We start from the raw sequence: 19,136 nt of genomic DNA on the forward strand, positions 1-19,136 counted from the left end.
GGTCAGTGATCCTGAGTGTGGTGGTGTCGACTGCGGTGAGAAACTCGAGCAGGGTTTTGTTGAAATGTTCGGGCTGATCAAGCGGGGTGGCGTGGCGCGAATCGGCAATCACTACCAGCCGCGCATCAGGCAGCAGTTTTACATAGTTTTCTTTAAGGGCGACCGGGGTGTAGTCACGGTCTGCGCTGATGATCAGGGTTGGACAGGAGACCCTGGAAAGTCGTTCCTGAACGCCCCAGCCGACTATGGCATCGAAGCTGGCGAGATACGCATGTTTGTCGTTTTTTGCCCAGCGCTGCGCCATCTTCTGACGAAGGTCGGCCTGCTCCGGCTTGGGAAACAGTTTGGCGCCCAGGGCTTTGCCGATGGTGCCCAGGGTTAACGCGCGCATCATGCTCCAGCGCTTGAACCACTGCCAGTAATCATCGCGGCTGCGCAGTTTGACCTCGGGTGCACTGTTAACGATACAAAGGCTTTTGAGCAACTGCGGCTGATCCACGGCCAGTTGGAAACCGATCATGCCGCCCATCGACAGGCCCACATAATGCACGGCGCCAACATTCAAATGCTCGATCAGGGCGATCAGATCGGCGCTGAACCCGGTAATGCTATAGCGCTCGCGGGGTTTGTCGGAACGCCCGTGGCCGCGGATATCCGGGACAATCACCCGGTAGCGGGCTGATAGCGCCGGGATCTGCATCTCCCAGTCCAGGGTGCTGGAGCCGAGGCCATGGACCAGCAGCAACGGGGTGCCACGGCCATATTCCTCATAGTGCAGGTTGCAACCTTCATGTTCAAAATAGGCCATGCAGTCACTCCATGTCAGGCTTGTTCTGGGGCCGCAAACGGCGCATCCAGCGGCGCGGTGTCGAAGGTGCGCAGCAGGTCGATGAGGATCTGCGTCGCCGGGCCCAGGGGTTTGTCCTTGTTCGAATACAGGTAGAAGCTCGGATTACGACTACCGCCCTGATCCAAAGGTAGCAGCTTGAGCGAACCTTCCTTCAATTCGCGTTCGATCATGTGCCGGGGCAACCAGGCAAAGCCCAGGCCGCTGCTGACAAAAGTCGCTGCGGTGGCCAGGCTGCCTACAGTCCAGCGCTGTTCGGCACCCAGCCAGCCGACATCCCGGGGTTGCTGGCGACCGGAGTCGCGAATCACCACCTGCATCTGGCTTTCCAGGTCCTGAAAGCTCAATTCACGGTTCAGGCGATGCAGTGGATGATCGGGGTGGGCCACGGCGACAAATTCGACGTCGCTCAATTCCGCGCCCAGGTAGCCTGGAATGCTAAATCCGGTGATTGCCAGGTCGGCAACCCCTTCCAGCAACACTTCCTCGACGCCGGACAGCACTTCTTCGCGCAGCCGCACCCGACAGCCGCGACTTTGCGGCATGAATGCGGTCAGGGCTCGCACCAGGCGTGCGCTCGGGTAGGCGGCATCGACCACCAGGCGCACTTCGGCTTCCCAACCCTGTTCCATATGGTGAGCCAAGTCTTCGAGCTGACTCGCCTGTTTCACCAACTGCCGGGAGCGGCGCAGCAGCACCCCGCCGGCTTCTGTCAGCACGGCCTTGCGGCCATCGATACGCAGCAGTGGTACGCCGAGTTGGTCCTGCATACGCGCTACGGTGTAGCTGACAGACGATTGCGAGCGATGCAGCGCTTCGGCGGCCTGGGCGAAACCGCCGTGATCGACCACGGCCTGCAACGTTCGCCATTGATCAAGGGTCACGCGGGGCGCTTTCATGTTGAGCTCCTCTTGTCCTAAGCTGGCAGCACTTATTGGAGACTGCCGAATGAAAAAATTCTGTTATCTGGTGCTGGCGATGTTGCCATTGACTGCCTTTGCCTATCCGATCGACGTCACCAAGCAGCTCAATGGCATGAGCATCGACTACAACGCTTCCGACACGGATAGCGACATTGCCTCCATCCAGGTCAACAACTACGGCACTGTCGATGCAACCTGCAAGGTGGTCTTCACTAACGGCCCTGAAGCGCCGCGCACTCGCAAGATCGAGGTACCCGCCGGGAAACACAGCTTCGCCACCGCCAAGTTCACCCGTACCATTATCAAGATGCGCATCCAGCTGACTTGCTCTCCGAAATAACTTCAGGATGATGAGGAAGACTCTGTGGGAGCGAGCCTGCTCGCGATAACGGTGTGCTCGTGTCCAACAATGCGGACTGACCGACCGCTATCGCGAACTGACTCACTCCTACAGGTGCGAGCTCAAGCTGTATGCTGAGTTTATAAACGAATTTATCGATGGGTTGTAGCAGTTATTTGCGCTTTTTAATCGATATGGCTCTGTTTAACCTTCACTCCATCGTCTTACAGCATTCTCAGATGGAGCCTACAACCTATGTCACGCGTCCTGATCATCGAAAGCAGTGCCCGCCAGCAAGATTCGGTTTCCCGTCAACTGACCCAAACCTTCATCAGCCAGTGGAAAGCCGCGCACCCGGCCGACCAGATCACCGTCCGTGACCTCGCTGCGAATCCGGTGCCACACCTGGACAGCACGCTACTGGGTGGCTGGATGAAACCGGCGGATCAGCGCAATGACAGCGAACAGGCCTCGTTGGAACGCTCCAACCAGTTGACAGACGAGTTGTTGGCCGCCGATGTCCTGGTGATGGCCGCGCCGATGTATAACTTCGCCATTCCTAGCACCCTGAAAGCCTGGCTGGACCATGTGTTGCGTGCCGGCATGACGTTCAAATACACCGAAACCGGCCCGCAAGGTCTGCTCAGCGGCAAGCGCGCCTACGTGCTGACCGCACGCGGCGGGATCTATGCCGGCGGCCCGGCGGATCATCAGGAACCGTACCTGCGCCAGGTGATGGGGTTCATCGGCATCAACGATGTGACTTTCATCCATGCCGAAGGCATGAACCTGGGTGGGGACTTCCAGGAGAAGGGCCTGAATCAGGCAAAAGCCAAGCTGGCCCAGGTTGCTTGATATGTTAATCGTCAGATAATCGCTGGATGTTCTAGTGACCTGGCGTGACCCCTTCAAGGTTTTTACGCGCATCGAACCTCCCTTTGCACTTGTGCTCCTGAGTGCTGCCGCCCGATTGAACGCTTTAGCGAGATCGGGCTTTTTTTTGCCTATGGTTTTTTTGACCCTGTACATATCCATTCCTGCGTAAGGGCGGAACCAATATCAGCCCTCACCCAAACAATGGATATGTACAAAATTCAAACTGCGATAACCCAAAAAAACCGTTATCGTCGCCGCCATTCAAAACGAGGCGACCCATGGGCTATCTACTTTTCGTGACGTTGATCCAGGCGTTTTCCTTCAGCCTGATCGGCGAATACCTCGCCGGGCATGTCGACAGCTACTTCGCAGTGCTGGTACGCGTAGTGCTGGCAGGATTGGTGTTCATCCCCCTGACACGCTGGCGCTCGGTAGAGCCGGCGTTCATGCGTGGGATGCTGCTGATCGGGGCACTGCAGTTCGGCGTGACCTACGTCTGCCTGTACCTGAGCTTCAGGGTACTGACCGTGCCTGAAGTGCTGCTGTTCACCATCCTCACGCCGCTGCACGTAACCCTGATTGAAGACGCGCTGAACCGCCGCTTCAACCCCTGGGCCCTGGTCGCTGCACTGGTAGCTGTGCTGGGCGCCGCCGTGATTCGTTATGACCGGATCAACCCGGACTTCTTCATGGGCTTCCTGTTGCTGCAGCTGGCGAACTTCACCTTCGCCGCCGGGCAGGTGCTCTACAAACATCTGGTGGCTAAACACCCAAGCGATCTGCCGCACTATCGGCGTTTCGGTTACTTCTACCTGGGCGGGTTCGCCGTGGCACTCCCCGCATTCCTGCTGTTCGGCAAAGCCGACTTCCTGCCCGAGGCGCCGCTGCAATGGGGTGTACTGGTATTCCTCGGCCTGGTCTCGACCGCGCTCGGGTTGTACTGGTGGAACAAGGGGGCGTGCATGGTCAACGGCGGGACGCTGGCGGTGATGAACAACCTGCACGTGCCAGTGGGGTTGTTGCTCAATCTGCTGATTTGGAACCAGCATGAAGAACTGGGACGGCTGCTCTTTGGTGGGATGGTGATCCTGGCGGCGGTGTGGATCAGTCGGTTGGGTATCCGAAGGCCGGCAGTCGCACAGTAAAAACTGTGGGCTTGCTCGCGAATGCAGTGTGTCAGTCGACATTAATGTTCAATGGCACACCGCATTCGCGAGCTCCCACAAGTGAGAGTCGGTATTACATGACGTGTTTTTGTGGTTCTGGAACCGCACTCGCGCCTAGCACAGCCGGCAACAGACCCGCTCGCAAATCCCCGCCACTGGGTTGCTGATAAAGACTCAAGCCAAACTCCGGCAGCACCGCGAGCAGGTAATCGAAAATATCCCCCTGAATCCGCTCGTATTCAGCCCACGCCGTGGTGCGGGTGAAGCAGTAAATCTCCAGCGGAATGCCCTGGGCAGTGGTTTGCATCTGGCGGACCATGCAGGTCATGTTCGGCTGAACCTCCGGATGGCTCTTCAGATACGCCAGGGCATAGGCGCGGAATGTGCCTATGTTGGTCATCCGCCGCCGGTTGGCCGCCATCGCCGCGACGTTGCCCTGGGCTTCGTTCCACGCCTTGAGTTCGGCGTGCTTGCGACTGATGTAGTCGGTCAGCAGATGCACCTGGGACAGCTTCAGCTCTTCGTCATCGCGCAGAAAGCGCACGCCACTGGCGTCGATGTTCAGGCTGCGCTTGATCCGTCGTCCACCAGACTGCTGCATGCCGCGCCAGTTCTTGAATGACTCGGACATCAGGCGCCAGGTCGGGATCGACACGATGGTCTTGTCGAAATTCTGCACCTTCACGGTGTGCAGCGTGATGTCGACCACGTCGCCATCGGCGCCGACCTGCGGCATTTCGATCCAGTCGCCGACCCGCAGCATGTCATTGCTGGTCAGTTGCACGCTGGCGACAAACGACAGCAGGGTGTCCTTGTAGACCAAAAGGATCACCGCCGACATGGCGCCCAGGCCCGACAGCAGCAACAGCGGCGAACGATCAATCAGGGTGGCTACGATGATGATGGCACCAAACACGTACAACACCATTTTCGTCAGTTGCACGTAGCCTTTGATTGAGCGGGTGCGTGCGTGTTCGGTGCGCGCGTAGATGTCCAGCAAGGCGCTGAGCAGGGCGCTGAACGCCAGCAGCAGGAAGAGGATGGTGAAGGCCAGTGCGACGTTACCGAGGAAGACCAAGCTGGTTTTGCTCAGCTCTGGAACCAGATGCAGGCCGAACTGGATGACCAGCGACGGGGTCATCTGTGCCAGGCGATGGAAGACTTTGTTGTGCCGCAGGTCGTTCATCCAGTGCATGGCTGGCTGACGCCCGAGGAGTTTGGCGGCGTGCAGGATGAGGTAGCGCGCCACTCGTCCGAGGACCAGGGCAACCACCAGCAACACCACCAGCGCCAGGCTGGAATGCAGGAGCGGGTGCTGATCTAGGGCACCCCAAAGGTCTTGGACGTTGAGCCAGAGCTGTTTGATATCCATAAGCTAAAACGGTTCTTCTGTAGGACGCGACGGGTCGATTAGAGCATTTAAGACGCTTCGTATTACGTCTTGAGACAAACAAGGCAACAAAAAAGCTGCTGATTAGCGCTGTTTGTATAAAGAAACTCGGCCTACGCTCTCGAAACCGGTAACCTATGCAGCTGTTTTTTTGTATTTCTTCGAGGTAGCACCCGTGTTTTCCCAATTCGCCCTGCACGAACGCCTGCTCAAAGCCGTGGCCGAGCTTAAATTTGTCGAGCCAACGCCTGTGCAAGCAGCGGCTATTCCGCTGGCGCTCCAAGGGCGTGACCTGCGGGTGACTGCGCAAACCGGTAGCGGCAAAACCGCTGCTTTCGTTTTGCCGATCCTCAACCGTCTGATCGGCCCGGCTAAAGTCCGCGTCAGCATCAAGACCCTGATCCTGCTGCCGACCCGCGAGCTGGCCCAGCAGACCATCAAGGAAGTCGAGCGCTTCGCCCAGTTCACGTTCATCAAGTCCGGCCTGATCACCGGCGGTGAAGACTTCAAGGTCCAGGCTGCCATGCTGCGCAAGGTGCCGGACATCCTGATCGGTACGCCGGGGCGGATGATCGAGCAACTGAACGCCGGCAACCTCGACCTCAAGGAAGTCGAAGTGCTGGTGCTCGACGAAGCCGACCGCATGCTCGACATGGGCTTTGCCGAGGACGTCCAGCGTCTGGTGCAAGAGTGCACCAACCGTCAGCAGACCATGCTGTTCTCCGCGACCACCGGTGGTTCGGGCCTGCGGGAGATGGTCGCCGCGGTGCTGAACAACCCTGAGCACCTGCAACTGAACAACGTCAGTGACCTGAACGCGACCACTCGTCAGCAGATCATCACCGCTGACCACAACCAGCACAAAGAGCAAATCGTCAACTGGCTGCTGGCCAACGAGACCTACCAGAAGGCCATCGTGTTCACCAACACTCGCGCCATGGCCGACCGGATCTACGGTCGCCTGGTGGCGCAGGACTACAAAGCGTTCGTGTTGCACGGCGACAAGGACCAGAAAGACCGCAAGCTGGCCATCGACCGCCTGAAGCAGGGCGGCGTGAAGATCCTGGTGGCAACTGACGTTGCAGCTCGCGGCCTTGACGTCGATGGCCTGGACCTGGTGATCAACTTCGACATGCCACGCAGCGGCGACGAATACGTACACCGTATTGGTCGCACCGGCCGTGCCGGTAACGATGGCCTGGCGATCTCGTTGATCTGCCACGGCGACTGGAACCTGATGTCGAGCGTCGAGCGCTACCTCAAGCAGAGCTTCGAGCGCCGTACCATCAAGGAAGTTAAAGGCACCTACGGCGGACCGAAGAAGGTCAAGGCTTCGGGCAAGGCTGTTGGCGTGAAGAAGAAAAAGGTCGACGCCAAAGGCGACAAGAAGAAAACCGGCGCCAAGGCGCCGACCAAGCGCAAAATCGCCAACCGTCCGAAGACCGACGCCCTGTCGCTGGTCAGCAAGGACGGCATGGCCCCGCTCAAGCGCCGCAAGCCGCAAGCGCCGGCCACTGAATAAGCGGTAAAAGCGATGCATAAAAAACCCGGACCAGTGTCCGGGTTTTTTACGTCTTCTGATCTTGTTGCTAGCTCTCAGCTTTTTTTTCTGCCGAACTCATCTCTTTGAGCCGCTGATCAATCAACTGGCACTTGTCCGGCAAATCCGCACTGGCAGTCCCCAGATCCATCTTCTGCAACTCGTCGTTGATCTCCTTGGCTTTTGCCGGATTTTGCTCGGTCAGCCGCGTAACTTCTTTGGCCAACTGTTCGCGTTTGGCTGTGGCTTCTTCGGGCGTACAGGCCCAAACAGGCAGGGCGCAGGCAAGCATGGCGGCAAGCGTGATCTTCAGCAGTGTCTTCATGGGGGTGGCCTCGTTTCCGGTTAAGGCGGTATAACGGGTTGAGCATCCAGAGGCGCAAAAAGTTCAGAAACGCGGCCGCCCAAACATTCAGCGGTGGCAGCAACTGGCCGGTGCTTGCTTCTCATAGCGGTCGTGGTGGCGCACCCACTCCATGATTTTCTCTTCATTGCGGCCCTTGGGCGTAAGATCCAGATAGTTGTAAGCGCCAACCAACAGGTCGAGGCCCCGGGCATAGGTGGAATAAGTGTGGAAAATTTCTCCGGCTTCGTTGCGATAGAAGACGCTGAGGCCAGGGAGTTCTTTCTCTGCACTGTCAGACCTTTCGTAGTTGTAGGTGGCTTTTCCCGCAGCGATATCCTCGGCCCGTACCGAAACCCCAAAGTCGTAGTTAAAATTGCCGCCTTGTGATGACACCCAGTCAAACTTCCAGCCCATGCGTTGCCTGAAAGCCTCGAATTGGGCATAGGGCGCATGAGAAACCGCAACCACGGCGACGTCGTGATGGGTCAAGTGCTGGTTGGCTCCGTCGATATGATCGCTCAGGAACGAACAGCCTGGGCACCCTTCGTCCCAGCCCTCTGCAAACATGAAGTGGTAGATGATCAGCTGGCTATGGCCGCCAAACAGGTCAGCCAGTTTCAATTCACCGGCAGGGCCCTGGAAGTGGTAGTCCTTGTCGATCTTGACCCATGGTAAGGCGCGGCGTTCGGCACTGAGTTTGTCGCGTTCCCGAGTGAAGGCTTTTTCATGGGCCAGGTGTTGCCGGCGCGCGGCAATCCATTCTTCCCGGCTCACGACCGGATGATTCTGAACGTTCATGGTGGGTTCTCCTGCGCTTAGCTGGGAGGTGACTGACACCAACTAGTCGTCTGGTCCGCGCCCAATTCGACACACCGCCAGTCGATGCCGTTGAAAATCCAGGCTGAACGGCCAGGGCCGGCGCAGGTCAAACTTTATGAAGGCCATCTAACTCTCTGGCTTGGAGGTTAAATCAGGATGACGACTTATAACTGGGATTTGATTGAATGCTTGCTGCATGAAGTGCAGGGCGATGACACAAGCTTCGCGCCCCGTGCCTATGCAGAAAAGTACGCAGCGGCGAAGGCGACTGAAGGTGCAGAAAGCGAAAACCTTGATCACCTGAAAGCGGTGGCAGGTGAGTACGAAAAATTGCTGCTGGAGCGCGGCTATATTGAACCTCGGCCAGACGAGCAGGGGGGGTCGGGGTCCAACTACATTTTGACTGCGCGAGGTTCTAGTTTGTTGAGCCTGATCGACAGCAGTATTCCGGGTAATGACCACCCGCGCCAGGTCCTGGATGAGCAGGACGATGCGCTGGCTGAGCTGACGTTCGATGAAGTAGCGTCAAAAGCGCAGATTGCCTGAAGCGTTGAAAATGTAGGAGCGAACTTGTTCCGGGCGAGGTTGCGACAAGGGACTTGAAGGCACCGCAGGGTGTCAGGTTTCCAGCGTTACCGTTGACGACCATCGTCAGAGCGCCGCCCGGAACAAGCTCGTTCCTAGAGCGCCGCCTTTAAGCATTTCAGTTCAGTGAAGTCCTTTCGCACTCCCTTGATCTTCTTCAGCAACCGCTCCCGTTGAGCAGGAGTACTTTCAGCCATCAAATCAACAAACAGCGACCGCGCCTGTGCTTCGGTTTTTGCGTAAGCCTGGCGATAAGCCTGCGTCCACAAACTCTCCCTATTTACCAGAAGGGTCTCGATGCGCTGCGCGAACTCCGGACTCTGGCGTTGTCCAACCGCCGCGCTGAATTGCTTCTGCCAATGCGCACGGTTGGCGATCCATTGGGTGTTCTGGTCACCCAGTGCCTTGGACCAGTCGGCTACCCGTTGCTTTTGAGTTGTACTCAACGGACCCAGCCAGTCATCCAAACGTTTCTCCATGCGCTGGGCACGCTCCTTGATCTGCTGATCCAGGGATGGTTTGAGGTATTCGTCCTGACGCTTGCGCTGATCCTTGGCAAACGCATCATTCATTTCTGCCACTTGCTTGTCGTCCAGGCCCTGCAAGAGCTCGATGGCAGACGGGGTGATTTCCCTGGCGGTCTGGGCGATGGCGTCCTTGGCTTCCTGGGTCCGGGCTTGCAGCGCCGCTTCGGTCACTTGGTTGTTTTCCACCATGACCTGCAGGCTATCCAGCCAATCCAGATACCCCGGCAGTTGGGTCGTACAATGCCAGCTCAGGTGTTCCTTGAGGCGCTCGTTGAACCAGCCCTTCTGCTCGCCGTTCATGTCCAGGTAGTCGCTGAGCGTCCAGGGAATGATCACGTCGAGGTTGCGATAGGCCAGGCCCACGCGGCTGCATGCGCCGAGGGCGAGGCTGAGGGCGAGGCTGAGGGTGAGGATGACGGCGAGACATTTAAACCAGCGCAACATGGTCGAATCCTTGCAAAAGCCGGGCTACTTGAAGAGATTCTTATGTGAACGCAGGACCAGCCTCGCAGTTCATATGATCAGTCGAAGCCGCTCGACCGCTCAGTAGAAGCTGCGCTCAGCCCTGAGGGTCACCAGCCCGTCGCACTGACTGTTGTGCCCCGAATAGGCGGAGCAGTCACTGCCGCTGAGATTGGAATCGCTGTAAATCAAGTCCAGGTCGATACCCATTAGGGGGCGGGAGAGCTGCACCGACCAGTCGGTAAAACTGCCGATATAGCCGCCGTCTACCGAGATCGGCGCGTTTAACTGGTGGCTGGTGTACTTCATGCTCACACCAATACCAAACGGCTTGTTGCCGCCGAGATCGGCAAACAACGTGCTGTTCTGCTTGTCCGGATCGTTGCTGAACGCGGCGCCGAAACGGCTGCCCAGAAAGGTCAGGCCGCCGAACAGCTCCTGGCTGTCGAGGGTGTCCACTTTCGGATAGCTGTAGTGAATCATGCCGACTTCGTAGCCAAGCGTCTGGTCGAAGGGCTGCTTGAAGCCCATGTAGGAGTCGACTTCCAGATTGTTGCCTGAACTCAGGCCCATGCTGGGCGACCATTGACCGACGTAAAAACCGCTGTCGTGGCTCAGATCGAGGCCGCCGTGGAATGAGCCGACAGTGGCCGGTTTGACCAGGCCCTGGGCCATGCTGCGGCTGGGGGTGGTGCCCAGCTTCAGGTCGAACTCGCCCAACTCGCGCTGGAAGACTTGCGCATGGGCGAGCGAACACGACAGCAGGGTGCCGAGCAATATGAGTGGGGGTTTGAACATACGTCACTCCATGAACAGCGCCAGGCAGGAACGTAAAAGCTGCTGAAACGCTTGATCTAGACGTATGCAAGGATACCGGCGAATGCTCGGCGCTGAAGTCCGTTCGTCGATTTTTGAGAATTTGGAATTTGCACAGGTACTTCGAGGGGTTCCAGTCCAAGCGCTTCGAAGCTCAAAGCGCCTACGGACCAGTTGATGCGGTTGTTATTTTTTGCCTAGCGTGATCTGCTTGGACGGGCCGAATGTCTGGCCGCTGACGCCTTTGGCAATTTGCTGGATCTCGCCGCCGGACTTGAGGAACGCAGCGATCTGGTTGTTGATCGATTCGCTGGTTTCAACGGCTGGAGCTGGCTTTGCTTTGCTGTTGGATGCTTTTACACGCATGGCGGCCATTAACCTGTAGAAAATTAACTTGGCCAAGTATAGTACAGGAAATACTTGACAATTGCTTGGTAAATATCACCCGATTTAATCTATGCAACAGCGTGATTTAACCCGGGCGAAGATTCTCGTGGCCGTCCTAAGCTCCTGTTTTAACTAAAAACGTGTCGATGCCAGGGAGGTTTTTGAGCAATCGATATCGGCTGAAACTCTGCGGGCTGGTCGGACGAGTGGCCCTTATCCGTGCAGCAAACCCGTGAAATACAAGCTTTTCAGGGGATTTTGTGGCGCAATCGGGCTGGGCGCAGAACGCTGGCCGTAAAACCGGGTAGAATGCCGCCCACGCAATGAGGGTATTGGACATGGCTTTAATCGGGCGTTACAACAGTTTGCAAGTGGTTAAACACACTAACTTCGGTTTATATCTGGACGGCGGTGCGGATGGCGAAATCCTCCTGCCTAATCGTTATATTCCTAAAGATATTCCCAGCGAAGATGAAGATTGGCTCAACGTTTTCATTTATCTGGACAGCGATGACAAACTCATCGCAACTACCGAAAAGCCGAAAGTTCAAGTCGGTGAGTTTGCCAGTTTGAAAGTTGTTGAAGTCAACAGCATCGGTGTATTCCTCGATTGGGGACTGCCGAAAGACCTGCTGCTGCCGTATTCCGAAGAAAAGCGCCAGATGACTGCGGGCGAGTATGTCGTGGTGCACGTCTATCTGGACAAGCACACCCGTCGCATCACCGCCACTGCACGGTTGGATCGCTACCTGGACAAAACCCCTGCCCATTACACTCCAGGCCAGGAAGTGGATCTGTTGGTGGCCGAAGCGACCGATATGGGTTTCAAGGCGATCATCAATAACAAGCACTGGGGCCTGATCCACAAAAACGAAATTTTCAAGTTCATGCGTGCCGGCAAGGAAGAAAAGGGCTTCATCAAGGAGGTCCGTCCCGACGGCAAGATCAGCTTGAGCCTGCAGCCGGTTGGCGAAGAAGCTGCCACCAGCCTGAACTCGAAGATTCTCGCCAAGTTGCGTGAAAACAATGGCAGCCTGCCGGTCAGCGACAAAAGCGATCCTACCGTGATCAGCAGTCTGTTCGGCGTCAGTAAAGGCAACTTCAAGAAGGCGATCGGCGCGTTATACAAGAACGGTCAGATCGTTATTCATGCCGATCGTATTGAACTAAGCTGATGGCCCACCAGCCCCATGCTTATCAACAGAGGGGGTGGACGAACATGAAAAAAGAGTTATTTGCCTATGCGGGCACCTTGCTGGCGTTTCTGGTGCTGGATGGCCTCTGGCTCGGCGTGTTGATGGCGTCGAAGTACAAGTCGCTGCTCGGTTCGCTGATGCTCGACAAACCGCTGCTGGGGCCGGCAGCGGTTTTCTATCTTCTGTATGTTTTCGGTTGCGTGGTGTTCGTGGTGCTGCCATCGACCAGTTGGCAGCGTGCGGCGTGCATGGGTGCCTTGTTGGGCCTGGTGGCGTATGGCACGTATGACCTGAGCAACTGGGCGACGCTGAAAGGTTGGTCGGCCCAGTTGGCATTCATGGACATGGCGTGGGGCGCCTTTGCCACGTGCATCGCCTGCACCGTCGGTTACTGGGCGGCCCGCAAAGCGTTGTGATGGCCTGCCACCTCAACGGTGAACGATGGTTGCACGGTCACTGGCGCTAGTCCTCCGTGCAGCATTGATGGGGCTGACCGACAGCACGCCCGCGATCAGCAAGCCGCTGCCGGCCACGATCAACGCAGGCTGCAAACTGTTGCTGTAATGGCTGCTTAACGCAGCCAGCAACGGGCCTGCGAGCTGACCCACGGCGAAGCACGCGGTCAATAATCCCGCGTTGCGCTGGGTGGTATGGGGCGCCAGCTCCCGGGAGCGTTGCATCACCAGTTGCATGCAGGCCAGGAATGGCCCGCCACACAGGAGCACACCCAACGCCAGGCCCGTGCCACTGCCCAGCAGGCAGGCGAAGACGCCCGCCGCCTGCAGCCATAACGTCGCCATCAACCAGTGCCGGGTGGCGTTCGGATTGTGCCGGCGCATGCTCACCACCCCTACACCGGACGCAGCGGCCAGGCCGAAACATGGCCAGAACAGATCGGCTTGCCATTGGCCCTGGAACTGCGCGCTGGCCATCTGCGAGAGAAAGGTGGCGGGAATGATGTAGCCCAATCCGTACAACCCATAGACCAGGCCCAGGCGGCCGATGCCTCGGTGGCCGCTGCCTGTATCCACGGGCGCGGTAGGTGCTGCGGCAACCGGCCGGGGCAGAAACGGCAGGATGCCCAGCAACATCACCAGCCCTACTGCAGCGTACACCAGCCATAAAGTAGCCGAGGTCTGCCTCAGTAAGTTCGAGCCCAGCGCCAGCAGCCCGGTCAGAAAAATCCCCAGGCCCGGTCCGGCAAATACCAGGGCGCCGAGCCGCGGACGACCCGCTGCGACGGCCAGGGGCTGACTCAGGGCGGTAATCATCACCAGCACCCAGGCGCTGGCCACGCCGGTTCCGAATCGCAACAGCAGATGCGACCAGAAACCGTCGGCCCAGAACGAAGCCAGGGTCAGCAGGACACATAACCACAAGCCACCCTGCAATCGTCTTCGGACCTGTGTGGGCCTTCGAGAAAACATGGAGTCCACTGCGCCGACGAAATAACCCAGGTAATTGGCGGCGGCGATCAGTCCCGCAGCGGTCAGGTCGATCTGGCCTTCACTGAGCAGGTGCGGCAGTTGAGGCGTCAGGGCGAAGCGGCCGATGCCCATGGCCATCATCAAGGCGATAAAACTGGCAGACAAGCGAATCAAGGGGGTCATGGTGAAGACCTGCTGAAGATCAATGACCGTCAGGCTAGGACAGATTGACTTTCTTTAAAAATGAATAATAGTGAGTAACTTATTCTTATTTGGAGAATGGTGTGGAATTCAGTCAGTTGCGCATCTTCCAGGCCGTTGCCGAGGAGGGCTCCATTACCCGAGCCGCTGAGAGGTTACATCGGGTGCCGTCAAACCTGTCGACCCGGGTTAAGCAGTTGGAGGAGCAGCTTGGTGTAGAGCTTTTCCTGCGCGAGCGTCAGCGCCTGCAACTGTCGCCTGCGGGAAAAGTCCTGCTGGACTACACCGCCAAACTGTTCAGCCTGCATGACGAAGCACAGTCGGCCGTGCAAGGTGGGCAACCGGCGGGAGACTTTGTGCTCGGTACCATGTACAGCACGGCCGCCATCCACCTTCCAGCGCTTCTGGCGCGCTATCACCGCAGTTACCCTGCGGTGAACCTGCAGGTCCAGTCGGCCCCCAGCGGCGAGTTACTGGAAGGACTGCTGACCGGTCGGCTGGATGCGGCACTGGTCGACGGCCCACTGGAACTGGCCGGACTCGACGGCTTGCCTCTGTGCGACGAACGGCTGGTACTAATCAGCGAGGCCGATCATCCGCCGGTGCGTAGTGCACTGGATGTGCAGGGGCGTTCGGTGTTCACGTTTCGCCAGGGGTGTTCCTACCGGATGCGCCTGGAAGCCTGGTTTGCCCATGATCATGCAGCCATGGGCCGTGCCATGGAGATTGAGTCTTATCCGGGAATGCTCGCCTGTGTGATCGCAGGCTCTGGTGTGGCACTGATGTCGGAGTCCATGCTCGCCAGCCTGCCAGGACGGGAAAGCGTGGCCGTGCACCCGCTGGCCGAGCCCTTTGCCAGTGCGACCACCTGGCTGATGTGGCGTAAGGGCATGGTCGGGGCCAATCTGAATGCATGGATAGAGCAGCAGCAGGCGGTCTACCCGGCGCTGTCGACACCGGTCCAGGCGATTGCTTGAACTATCTGATCGGGATTTGGATCAATTCAGTAACAGATCATTGTTTCTTTTGCCGAGCATTGCGTAGGACTTCGGACTATTATCAGTGCGAAGCGACTTCAGAATTCCGGTCGCTCGGCACTACCCTGAAGGGGGGCACCATGAAAGAGAAAATCCAAAACTGGCTGCACGACTTGGGTGTCGCACTCGGTTTGATCGAACCGCCTCTGCAACCTGTGCCAATCCGTACAGACGACGAACAGCGTCGACGCCAGCAGCGCCGCCGTTAGTTGTTGTAGGCGCTAGCTTGTTCGCGATGGTCGCAAATGATCACACGGGCAAGCAGGCTGCATGCGGTGCTCCAACCAATGGCGAGCAAGCTCTGCTCCCACAGGACTCCCGCAGTCAGGTAGAGCCTCAGTAATCCTTTGGCAGGTACGCTAGTGCCTCCCAATCTCAATCAAAAAACGGCTCAGATCACCGGCCGTTTTTGCACTTCTGATCATCCGATCTTCCTCGCCGGTAAACGCCGTCAACCCTAGTTCATCCTCCAGATGGAAGATCATCTCCTCAATATCCTCCTTGTCCAACCCCAGTTCATCAAGCTTTGAGTCGTCGTCGAAATCCTCCCTCGATTCCAGCAGGCGGCTGATAAAACGATGCACGGTGGCACGAATGGCTGCTCTTTTCATGATCGATCTTCGCGGGCTAGTTATTGTTGTCCCACTCTTGAGTACAGCAGGCCGCTGCTGAACCAGGGCTGCCGCTCGTCTTGCATTCACCTTTTCTGCAAGCGAAAAAAAACGGGTGTGGCAACCGACGCCACACCCGTCGAAGAAAACGTTAAGTCATTTTTTCGCTATCAGATCATGCTCGCCGCCACTGACGGGCGACGGGACATCAGGCTTACCACCACAAAGCTCACCAGGCCGACAGCCAGGCTGTAGTAGATTGGCGTGTTGGCATCGAGGCCGTCCTTGAACATGAACACCAGTGCGGTGGCAAAACCCATGCCCATGCTGGCAATGGCGCCGGCGGTCGTTGCGCGTTTCCAGAAAATGGCCCCGATCAGCGGGATCAACATGCCACCCACCAGGAGGTTGTAGGCCAGGGTCAGGGCGCTGATAACGTCATTGACCACCAGTGCGATGCCAAGTACGGCGATGCCGGTCAGCAGGGTAAACAGCCGGTTGATGCGCAGGCTCGACTGTTTGCCACCACGCAGTTTCGGCAGCAGGTCCTCTGTCAGTGTGGTAGACGCCGCGAGAAGGCCGGCGCTGGCGGTGGACATCATGGCGGCCAGTGCGGCAGCAATGACCAGGCCACGGATGCCGTCCGGCAAGGACAGTTTGACGATGGCGGCGAAGGCGTTGTTGACGTTGTCCAGGTCCGGAATCAACACGTGGGCGGCCATGCCTATCAGGGCGCAGGCCAGTCCGTAGAGGATGCAGTAGAAGCCAGCGAAAGTACCCGCATACTGGGCAATTTTCGCGGTCTTGACGGTGAACACCCGCTGCCAGATGTCCTGGCCGATCAGAATCCCGAAGAAGTAGATCATGAAGTAGGTGATGATGGTGTCCCAGCCGATGGTGGTGAAGCTGAAGGCGCTAGCCGGCAGTTTCAGCACCAGTTCATCCCAGCCGCCGACGCGGTACAGGCAGATGGGTAACAGGATGAACATCAGGCCGACGGTCTTGATCACGAACTGGACGATGTCGGTCAGCGTCAGGGACCACATGCCGCCGATCGCCGAGTAAACCACTACCACACCGCCGCCGAGCAGTACCGAGACCCAGAAAGGCAGGCCAAACAGCACTTGCAGGACGGTACCGATCGCCAGGATCGAGGTCACGCCGATCATCAGCGCGTACGCCAGCATGATCGCTGCGCTCGCGGAGCGGGCCATCGGGTTGTAGCGTTTTTCCAACACCTGGGTGACGGTGTAGATCTTCAGCTTGAGCAGTGGCTTGGCGAGGAACAGGTTCAACGCCACGATCCCGCAGCCCAGCGCCGCGCACAGCCAGAATCCGGAAATACCATGGACATAGCCCAGGCGCACGGTGCCGACGGTGGACGCACCACCCAGGACGGTTGCGGCCATGGTACCCATGTACAGGGTCGGGCCGAGGTTGCGACCGGCAACCAGGTAGTCTTCGTTGGTCTTGGCCTTGCGCATGCCGAAGTAGCCGAGGACCAGCATCGCGGCGGCGTATATGAGAACGACGAATAAATCCAAAGCCATGATGGCGTGTCTCCGATTGTCTTTTTTATGATGAGGCTGGAAAGCAGTGTGGTAATCAGGCCACAGGTATTCACCTCATTACCGTGTCAGTTGTATTCAGGTGGCTTGTCTTATGACCGGCTTACCAAGCGGCTCCATGCCTTTGCTGCGTAAATCATTCGGGCCAAACACCGCCCTGGGTTCGGGGAACAGGCTCAGCAGTACCAGGTACACCACCGAGGCCAGGCCCAGGGTGACTGGCAGGCTGATGTCGATGCCGTCGGCCAGGTTGCCCAGCGGTCCAACGAATTGTCCTGGCAGGTTGACGAAGCACAGACCCACCAGCGCACTCGGGATCCATGCCCCCAGGCCACGCCAGTTCCAGCCGTGGGTGAACCAGTAGCGGCCACCTTTTTCGCCGCGGGTGAATACCTGCAAATCATCCGGGCAATAAAAACCACGGCGCACCACCAGGCCAATGATCATGATCACCATCCATGGCGTGGTGCAGGTGATGATCAGTACGGCGAAAGTCGAAACGCTTTGCACCAGGTTGGCGGCGAAGCGACCGATGAAGATGAAGGCAATCGACATCACCCCGATCAGCAGCGTGGCCTTGACCCGGGACAGCACACGCGGAAACACGCTGGACATGTCCAGCCCGGTGCCATAAAGGGAAGTGGTGCCCGTGGACATGCCGCCGATCACCGCGATCAGGCACACCGGCAGGAAGAACCAGCTGGGCGAAACGGCCAGCAGCCCGCCGACATAGTTATTGGCGGCGATGTAGTTCGGTGCCTTGATTGCCACGATGGTGGCAGTGGCCAGGCCGAACAGGAACGGGATCAGGGTGGCAAGCTGTGCCGCGATCACCGCGAACATGATCCGGCCCTTCGGGGTGTCACGCGGGATGTACCGCGACCAGTCACCTAGGAACGCGCCGAAGGAAATCGGGTTGCTCATGGCCACCAGCGCCGCACCGATAAACGCTGCCCAGAAGCCGGCCTGGCCCATGGCGACGGTGCCGGCGAACTGGCTGTCGAAGGTCGGGGCGAAGGCGAAGATGCCGAGCAGGAACAGCGCGCTGGCCGCCCATACCGCAATGCGATTGACCCACAGCATGAAGCGGAAGCCGTAGATACACACGGTCAGCACCAGGATCGCAAATAATCCGTAGGCCAGGCCCAGGCTCAGGTCGGTTTCCGGCAGGCCGATCAGGCGTTTGGCGCCGCCGATCAACGCATCGCCCGAGCTCCACACCGACAGTGAGAAGAAGGCGATGGCGGTGAGCAACGACAGGAACGAACCGACGATCCGCCCGTGCACGCCGAAGTGCGCACCGGAAGACACGGCATTGTTGGTGCCGTTGATCGGGCCGAACAGGCCCATTGGCGCAAGGATCAGAGCGCCGAGCACGACGCCCAGCACGATCGCCCAGACACCGGCCTGGAAGGACAGGCCAAACAACACCGGGAAGCTGCCGAGCACGGCGGTTGCGAAGGTGTTGGCGCCGCCGAAGATCAGGCGAAAAAGGTCGTTGGGACGGGCATCGCGTTCGTGATCCGGGATCTGTTCGACCCCGTTTGTTTCAATGCTGCTAAGGCTTTTTTCTTTGTTGTTATTCATGATCTGCTCCGATCATAAAGGCGCGCTCATCGTGTGTGAGCGTCACCTGTTTGGCTAAGGGTTTGGCAGCCCTTCCGGCATCGCGGATAAATGTTCGTGGCAGGCCAGCCAATGGCCTTGTTGTTCTTGGCCAGACGGCTGTTTTCTGAAAACAATCGTCTCGCGCTCTTGGCTGAAGTGTTGCTCCCCTTGCATGCGCAGCTCGGTGGCCACGTCATGGATGAAAATCGCCACATCACCCTGGAGGCTGACGAAAGCGTTGCTTGAGGTGCACGAGAGCACCTCGAAGCCATCCACGGAGCGCCAGCTGTTCCACAACGCTTGATAGGCATCGCGCGACAGCAGGGGCTGTTCGAGGGTGTAGAAGACGAAGCTGGCATCGGCGCTAAAAGCGCCGAAGTAGGCTTCGTGGTCGTTACGGGCAAAGGCCGACACCAGATCGGCGGCGGCTTGCAATACTTGATCGCGCTCGTTCATGACCAGCC

The 19,136-nt window shown here is 58.2% G+C and carries 21 protein-coding genes and 1 pseudogene; 9 read left to right on the plus strand and 13 right to left on the minus strand.

What is annotated here, in order from left to right:
- Positions 1 to 2: 2 nt before the first annotated feature.
- Both L9059_RS06320 and L9059_RS06325 read right to left on the minus strand, forming a co-directional pair.
- A pseudogene (locus tag L9059_RS06320) lies at positions 3 to 808 on the minus strand (alpha/beta fold hydrolase).
- Between the two features lie 14 nt (positions 809 to 822).
- Complete coding sequence (locus tag L9059_RS06325; protein ID WP_247289345.1) at positions 823 to 1,746, minus strand: PA3225 family LysR-type transcriptional regulator; 924 nt, start codon at positions 1,744 to 1,746, stop codon at positions 823 to 825.
- Between the two features lie 49 nt (positions 1,747 to 1,795).
- On the opposite strand from L9059_RS06325, the gene L9059_RS06330 reads away from it, so the two are divergent.
- From L9059_RS06330 to L9059_RS06340, 3 genes are all read left to right on the plus strand, one after another.
- Positions 1,796 to 2,110 carry a 3-phosphoglycerate kinase gene (locus tag L9059_RS06330; protein ID WP_247289347.1) on the plus strand — a complete coding sequence of 105 codons (315 nt, stop codon included), beginning with the start codon at positions 1,796 to 1,798 and terminating at the stop codon, positions 2,108 to 2,110.
- A gap of 255 nt (positions 2,111 to 2,365) precedes the next feature.
- Positions 2,366 to 2,965: an FMN-dependent NADH-azoreductase gene (locus tag L9059_RS06335; protein WP_247289348.1), complete on the plus strand. Its 600-nt coding sequence runs from the start codon at positions 2,366 to 2,368 to the stop codon at positions 2,963 to 2,965.
- A gap of 299 nt (positions 2,966 to 3,264) precedes the next feature.
- Positions 3,265 to 4,131, plus strand: coding sequence for a carboxylate/amino acid/amine transporter (locus L9059_RS06340; protein WP_247289351.1), 867 nt, complete (start codon positions 3,265 to 3,267; stop codon positions 4,129 to 4,131).
- Between the two features lie 94 nt (positions 4,132 to 4,225).
- Here the strand turns inward: L9059_RS06340 and L9059_RS06345 are convergent, their stop codons facing one another.
- Positions 4,226 to 5,524: a mechanosensitive ion channel family protein gene (locus L9059_RS06345; protein ID WP_247289353.1), complete on the minus strand. Its 1,299-nt coding sequence runs from the start codon at positions 5,522 to 5,524 to the stop codon at positions 4,226 to 4,228.
- A gap of 193 nt (positions 5,525 to 5,717) precedes the next feature.
- On the opposite strand from L9059_RS06345, the gene L9059_RS06350 reads away from it, so the two are divergent.
- Positions 5,718 to 7,064: a DEAD/DEAH box helicase gene (locus tag L9059_RS06350; RefSeq protein WP_247289355.1), complete on the plus strand. Its 1,347-nt coding sequence runs from the start codon at positions 5,718 to 5,720 to the stop codon at positions 7,062 to 7,064.
- 67 nt (positions 7,065 to 7,131) lie between these two features.
- Here the strand turns inward: L9059_RS06350 and L9059_RS06355 are convergent, their stop codons facing one another.
- Together L9059_RS06355 and L9059_RS06360 are read right to left on the minus strand one after the other, a co-directional pair.
- The gene (locus tag L9059_RS06355) at positions 7,132 to 7,407 is read right to left on the minus strand and encodes a hypothetical protein (RefSeq protein WP_247289357.1); all 276 of its coding nucleotides are present in this window, start codon (positions 7,405 to 7,407) and stop codon (positions 7,132 to 7,134) included.
- Positions 7,408 to 7,494: 87 nt separating this feature from the next.
- On the minus strand, positions 7,495 to 8,226 hold the full coding sequence (locus L9059_RS06360) for a DUF899 domain-containing protein (protein ID WP_247289359.1): 732 nt from the start codon (positions 8,224 to 8,226) through the stop codon (positions 7,495 to 7,497).
- Between the two features lie 177 nt (positions 8,227 to 8,403).
- Between L9059_RS06360 and L9059_RS06365 the strand changes: the two genes are divergently transcribed.
- Positions 8,404 to 8,793 (plus strand): transcriptional regulator, encoded by a 390-nt coding sequence (locus L9059_RS06365; protein ID WP_247289362.1) that lies wholly within the window; start codon positions 8,404 to 8,406, stop codon positions 8,791 to 8,793.
- Positions 8,794 to 8,927: 134 nt separating this feature from the next.
- Here L9059_RS06365 and L9059_RS06370 read toward each other — a convergent pair whose 3' ends face one another.
- The 3 genes from L9059_RS06370 to L9059_RS06380 form a co-directional block, all read right to left on the minus strand.
- Positions 8,928 to 9,803, minus strand: a complete 876-nt coding sequence (locus L9059_RS06370; protein WP_247289364.1) for a DUF6279 family lipoprotein — start codon at positions 9,801 to 9,803, stop codon at positions 8,928 to 8,930.
- Positions 9,804 to 9,902: 99 nt separating this feature from the next.
- On the minus strand, positions 9,903 to 10,619 hold the full coding sequence (locus L9059_RS06375; RefSeq protein ID WP_247289366.1) for a TorF family putative porin: 717 nt from the start codon (positions 10,617 to 10,619) through the stop codon (positions 9,903 to 9,905).
- A 204-nt stretch (positions 10,620 to 10,823) separates the two neighbouring features.
- On the minus strand, positions 10,824 to 11,012 hold the full coding sequence (locus L9059_RS06380; protein ID WP_017337097.1) for a hypothetical protein: 189 nt from the start codon (positions 11,010 to 11,012) through the stop codon (positions 10,824 to 10,826).
- 350 nt (positions 11,013 to 11,362) lie between these two features.
- Between L9059_RS06380 and L9059_RS06385 the strand changes: the two genes are divergently transcribed.
- A complete protein-coding gene (locus L9059_RS06385) occupies positions 11,363 to 12,199 on the plus strand; it encodes a CvfB family protein (RefSeq protein ID WP_247289368.1) in 837 nt (278 codons plus the stop codon).
- 44 nt (positions 12,200 to 12,243) lie between these two features.
- Entirely contained in the window at positions 12,244 to 12,636 is a 393-nt protein-coding gene (locus L9059_RS06390) for a DUF2177 family protein (protein WP_247289370.1), read from the plus strand.
- A 12-nt stretch (positions 12,637 to 12,648) separates the two neighbouring features.
- Here L9059_RS06390 and L9059_RS06395 read toward each other — a convergent pair whose 3' ends face one another.
- Positions 12,649 to 13,830, minus strand: coding sequence for an MFS transporter (locus L9059_RS06395; RefSeq protein WP_247289372.1), 1,182 nt, complete (start codon positions 13,828 to 13,830; stop codon positions 12,649 to 12,651).
- Positions 13,831 to 13,931: 101 nt separating this feature from the next.
- Between L9059_RS06395 and ptrR the strand changes: the two genes are divergently transcribed.
- Complete coding sequence (gene ptrR / locus L9059_RS06400) at positions 13,932 to 14,825, plus strand: putrescine utilization regulator PtrR (RefSeq protein WP_247289374.1); 894 nt, start codon at positions 13,932 to 13,934, stop codon at positions 14,823 to 14,825.
- A gap of 140 nt (positions 14,826 to 14,965) precedes the next feature.
- Complete coding sequence (locus tag L9059_RS30635) at positions 14,966 to 15,094, plus strand: PA1414 family protein (RefSeq protein WP_007914492.1); 129 nt, start codon at positions 14,966 to 14,968, stop codon at positions 15,092 to 15,094.
- Between the two features lie 150 nt (positions 15,095 to 15,244).
- Here the strand turns inward: L9059_RS30635 and L9059_RS06405 are convergent, their stop codons facing one another.
- The 4 genes from L9059_RS06405 to L9059_RS06420 all read right to left on the minus strand — a co-directional run bounded on the left by L9059_RS06405 (position 15,245) and on the right by L9059_RS06420 (position 19,128).
- Positions 15,245 to 15,496 carry an acyl carrier protein gene (locus L9059_RS06405; protein ID WP_247289376.1) on the minus strand — a complete coding sequence of 84 codons (252 nt, stop codon included), beginning with the start codon at positions 15,494 to 15,496 and terminating at the stop codon, positions 15,245 to 15,247.
- 170 nt (positions 15,497 to 15,666) lie between these two features.
- Positions 15,667 to 17,046 carry a sodium:solute symporter family protein gene (locus tag L9059_RS06410; RefSeq protein WP_247289379.1) on the minus strand — a complete coding sequence of 460 codons (1,380 nt, stop codon included), beginning with the start codon at positions 17,044 to 17,046 and terminating at the stop codon, positions 15,667 to 15,669.
- A 96-nt stretch (positions 17,047 to 17,142) separates the two neighbouring features.
- Positions 17,143 to 18,651 carry a purine-cytosine permease family protein gene (locus L9059_RS06415; protein ID WP_282615358.1) on the minus strand — a complete coding sequence of 503 codons (1,509 nt, stop codon included), beginning with the start codon at positions 18,649 to 18,651 and terminating at the stop codon, positions 17,143 to 17,145.
- A gap of 54 nt (positions 18,652 to 18,705) precedes the next feature.
- Entirely contained in the window at positions 18,706 to 19,128 is a 423-nt protein-coding gene (locus L9059_RS06420; RefSeq protein ID WP_247289381.1) for a YybH family protein, read from the minus strand.
- Between the last annotated feature and the right edge of the window lie 8 nt (positions 19,129 to 19,136).

Source organism: Pseudomonas violetae (assembly GCF_023072615.1).
Taxonomy (GTDB): domain Bacteria; phylum Pseudomonadota; class Gammaproteobacteria; order Pseudomonadales; family Pseudomonadaceae; genus Aquipseudomonas; species Aquipseudomonas violetae.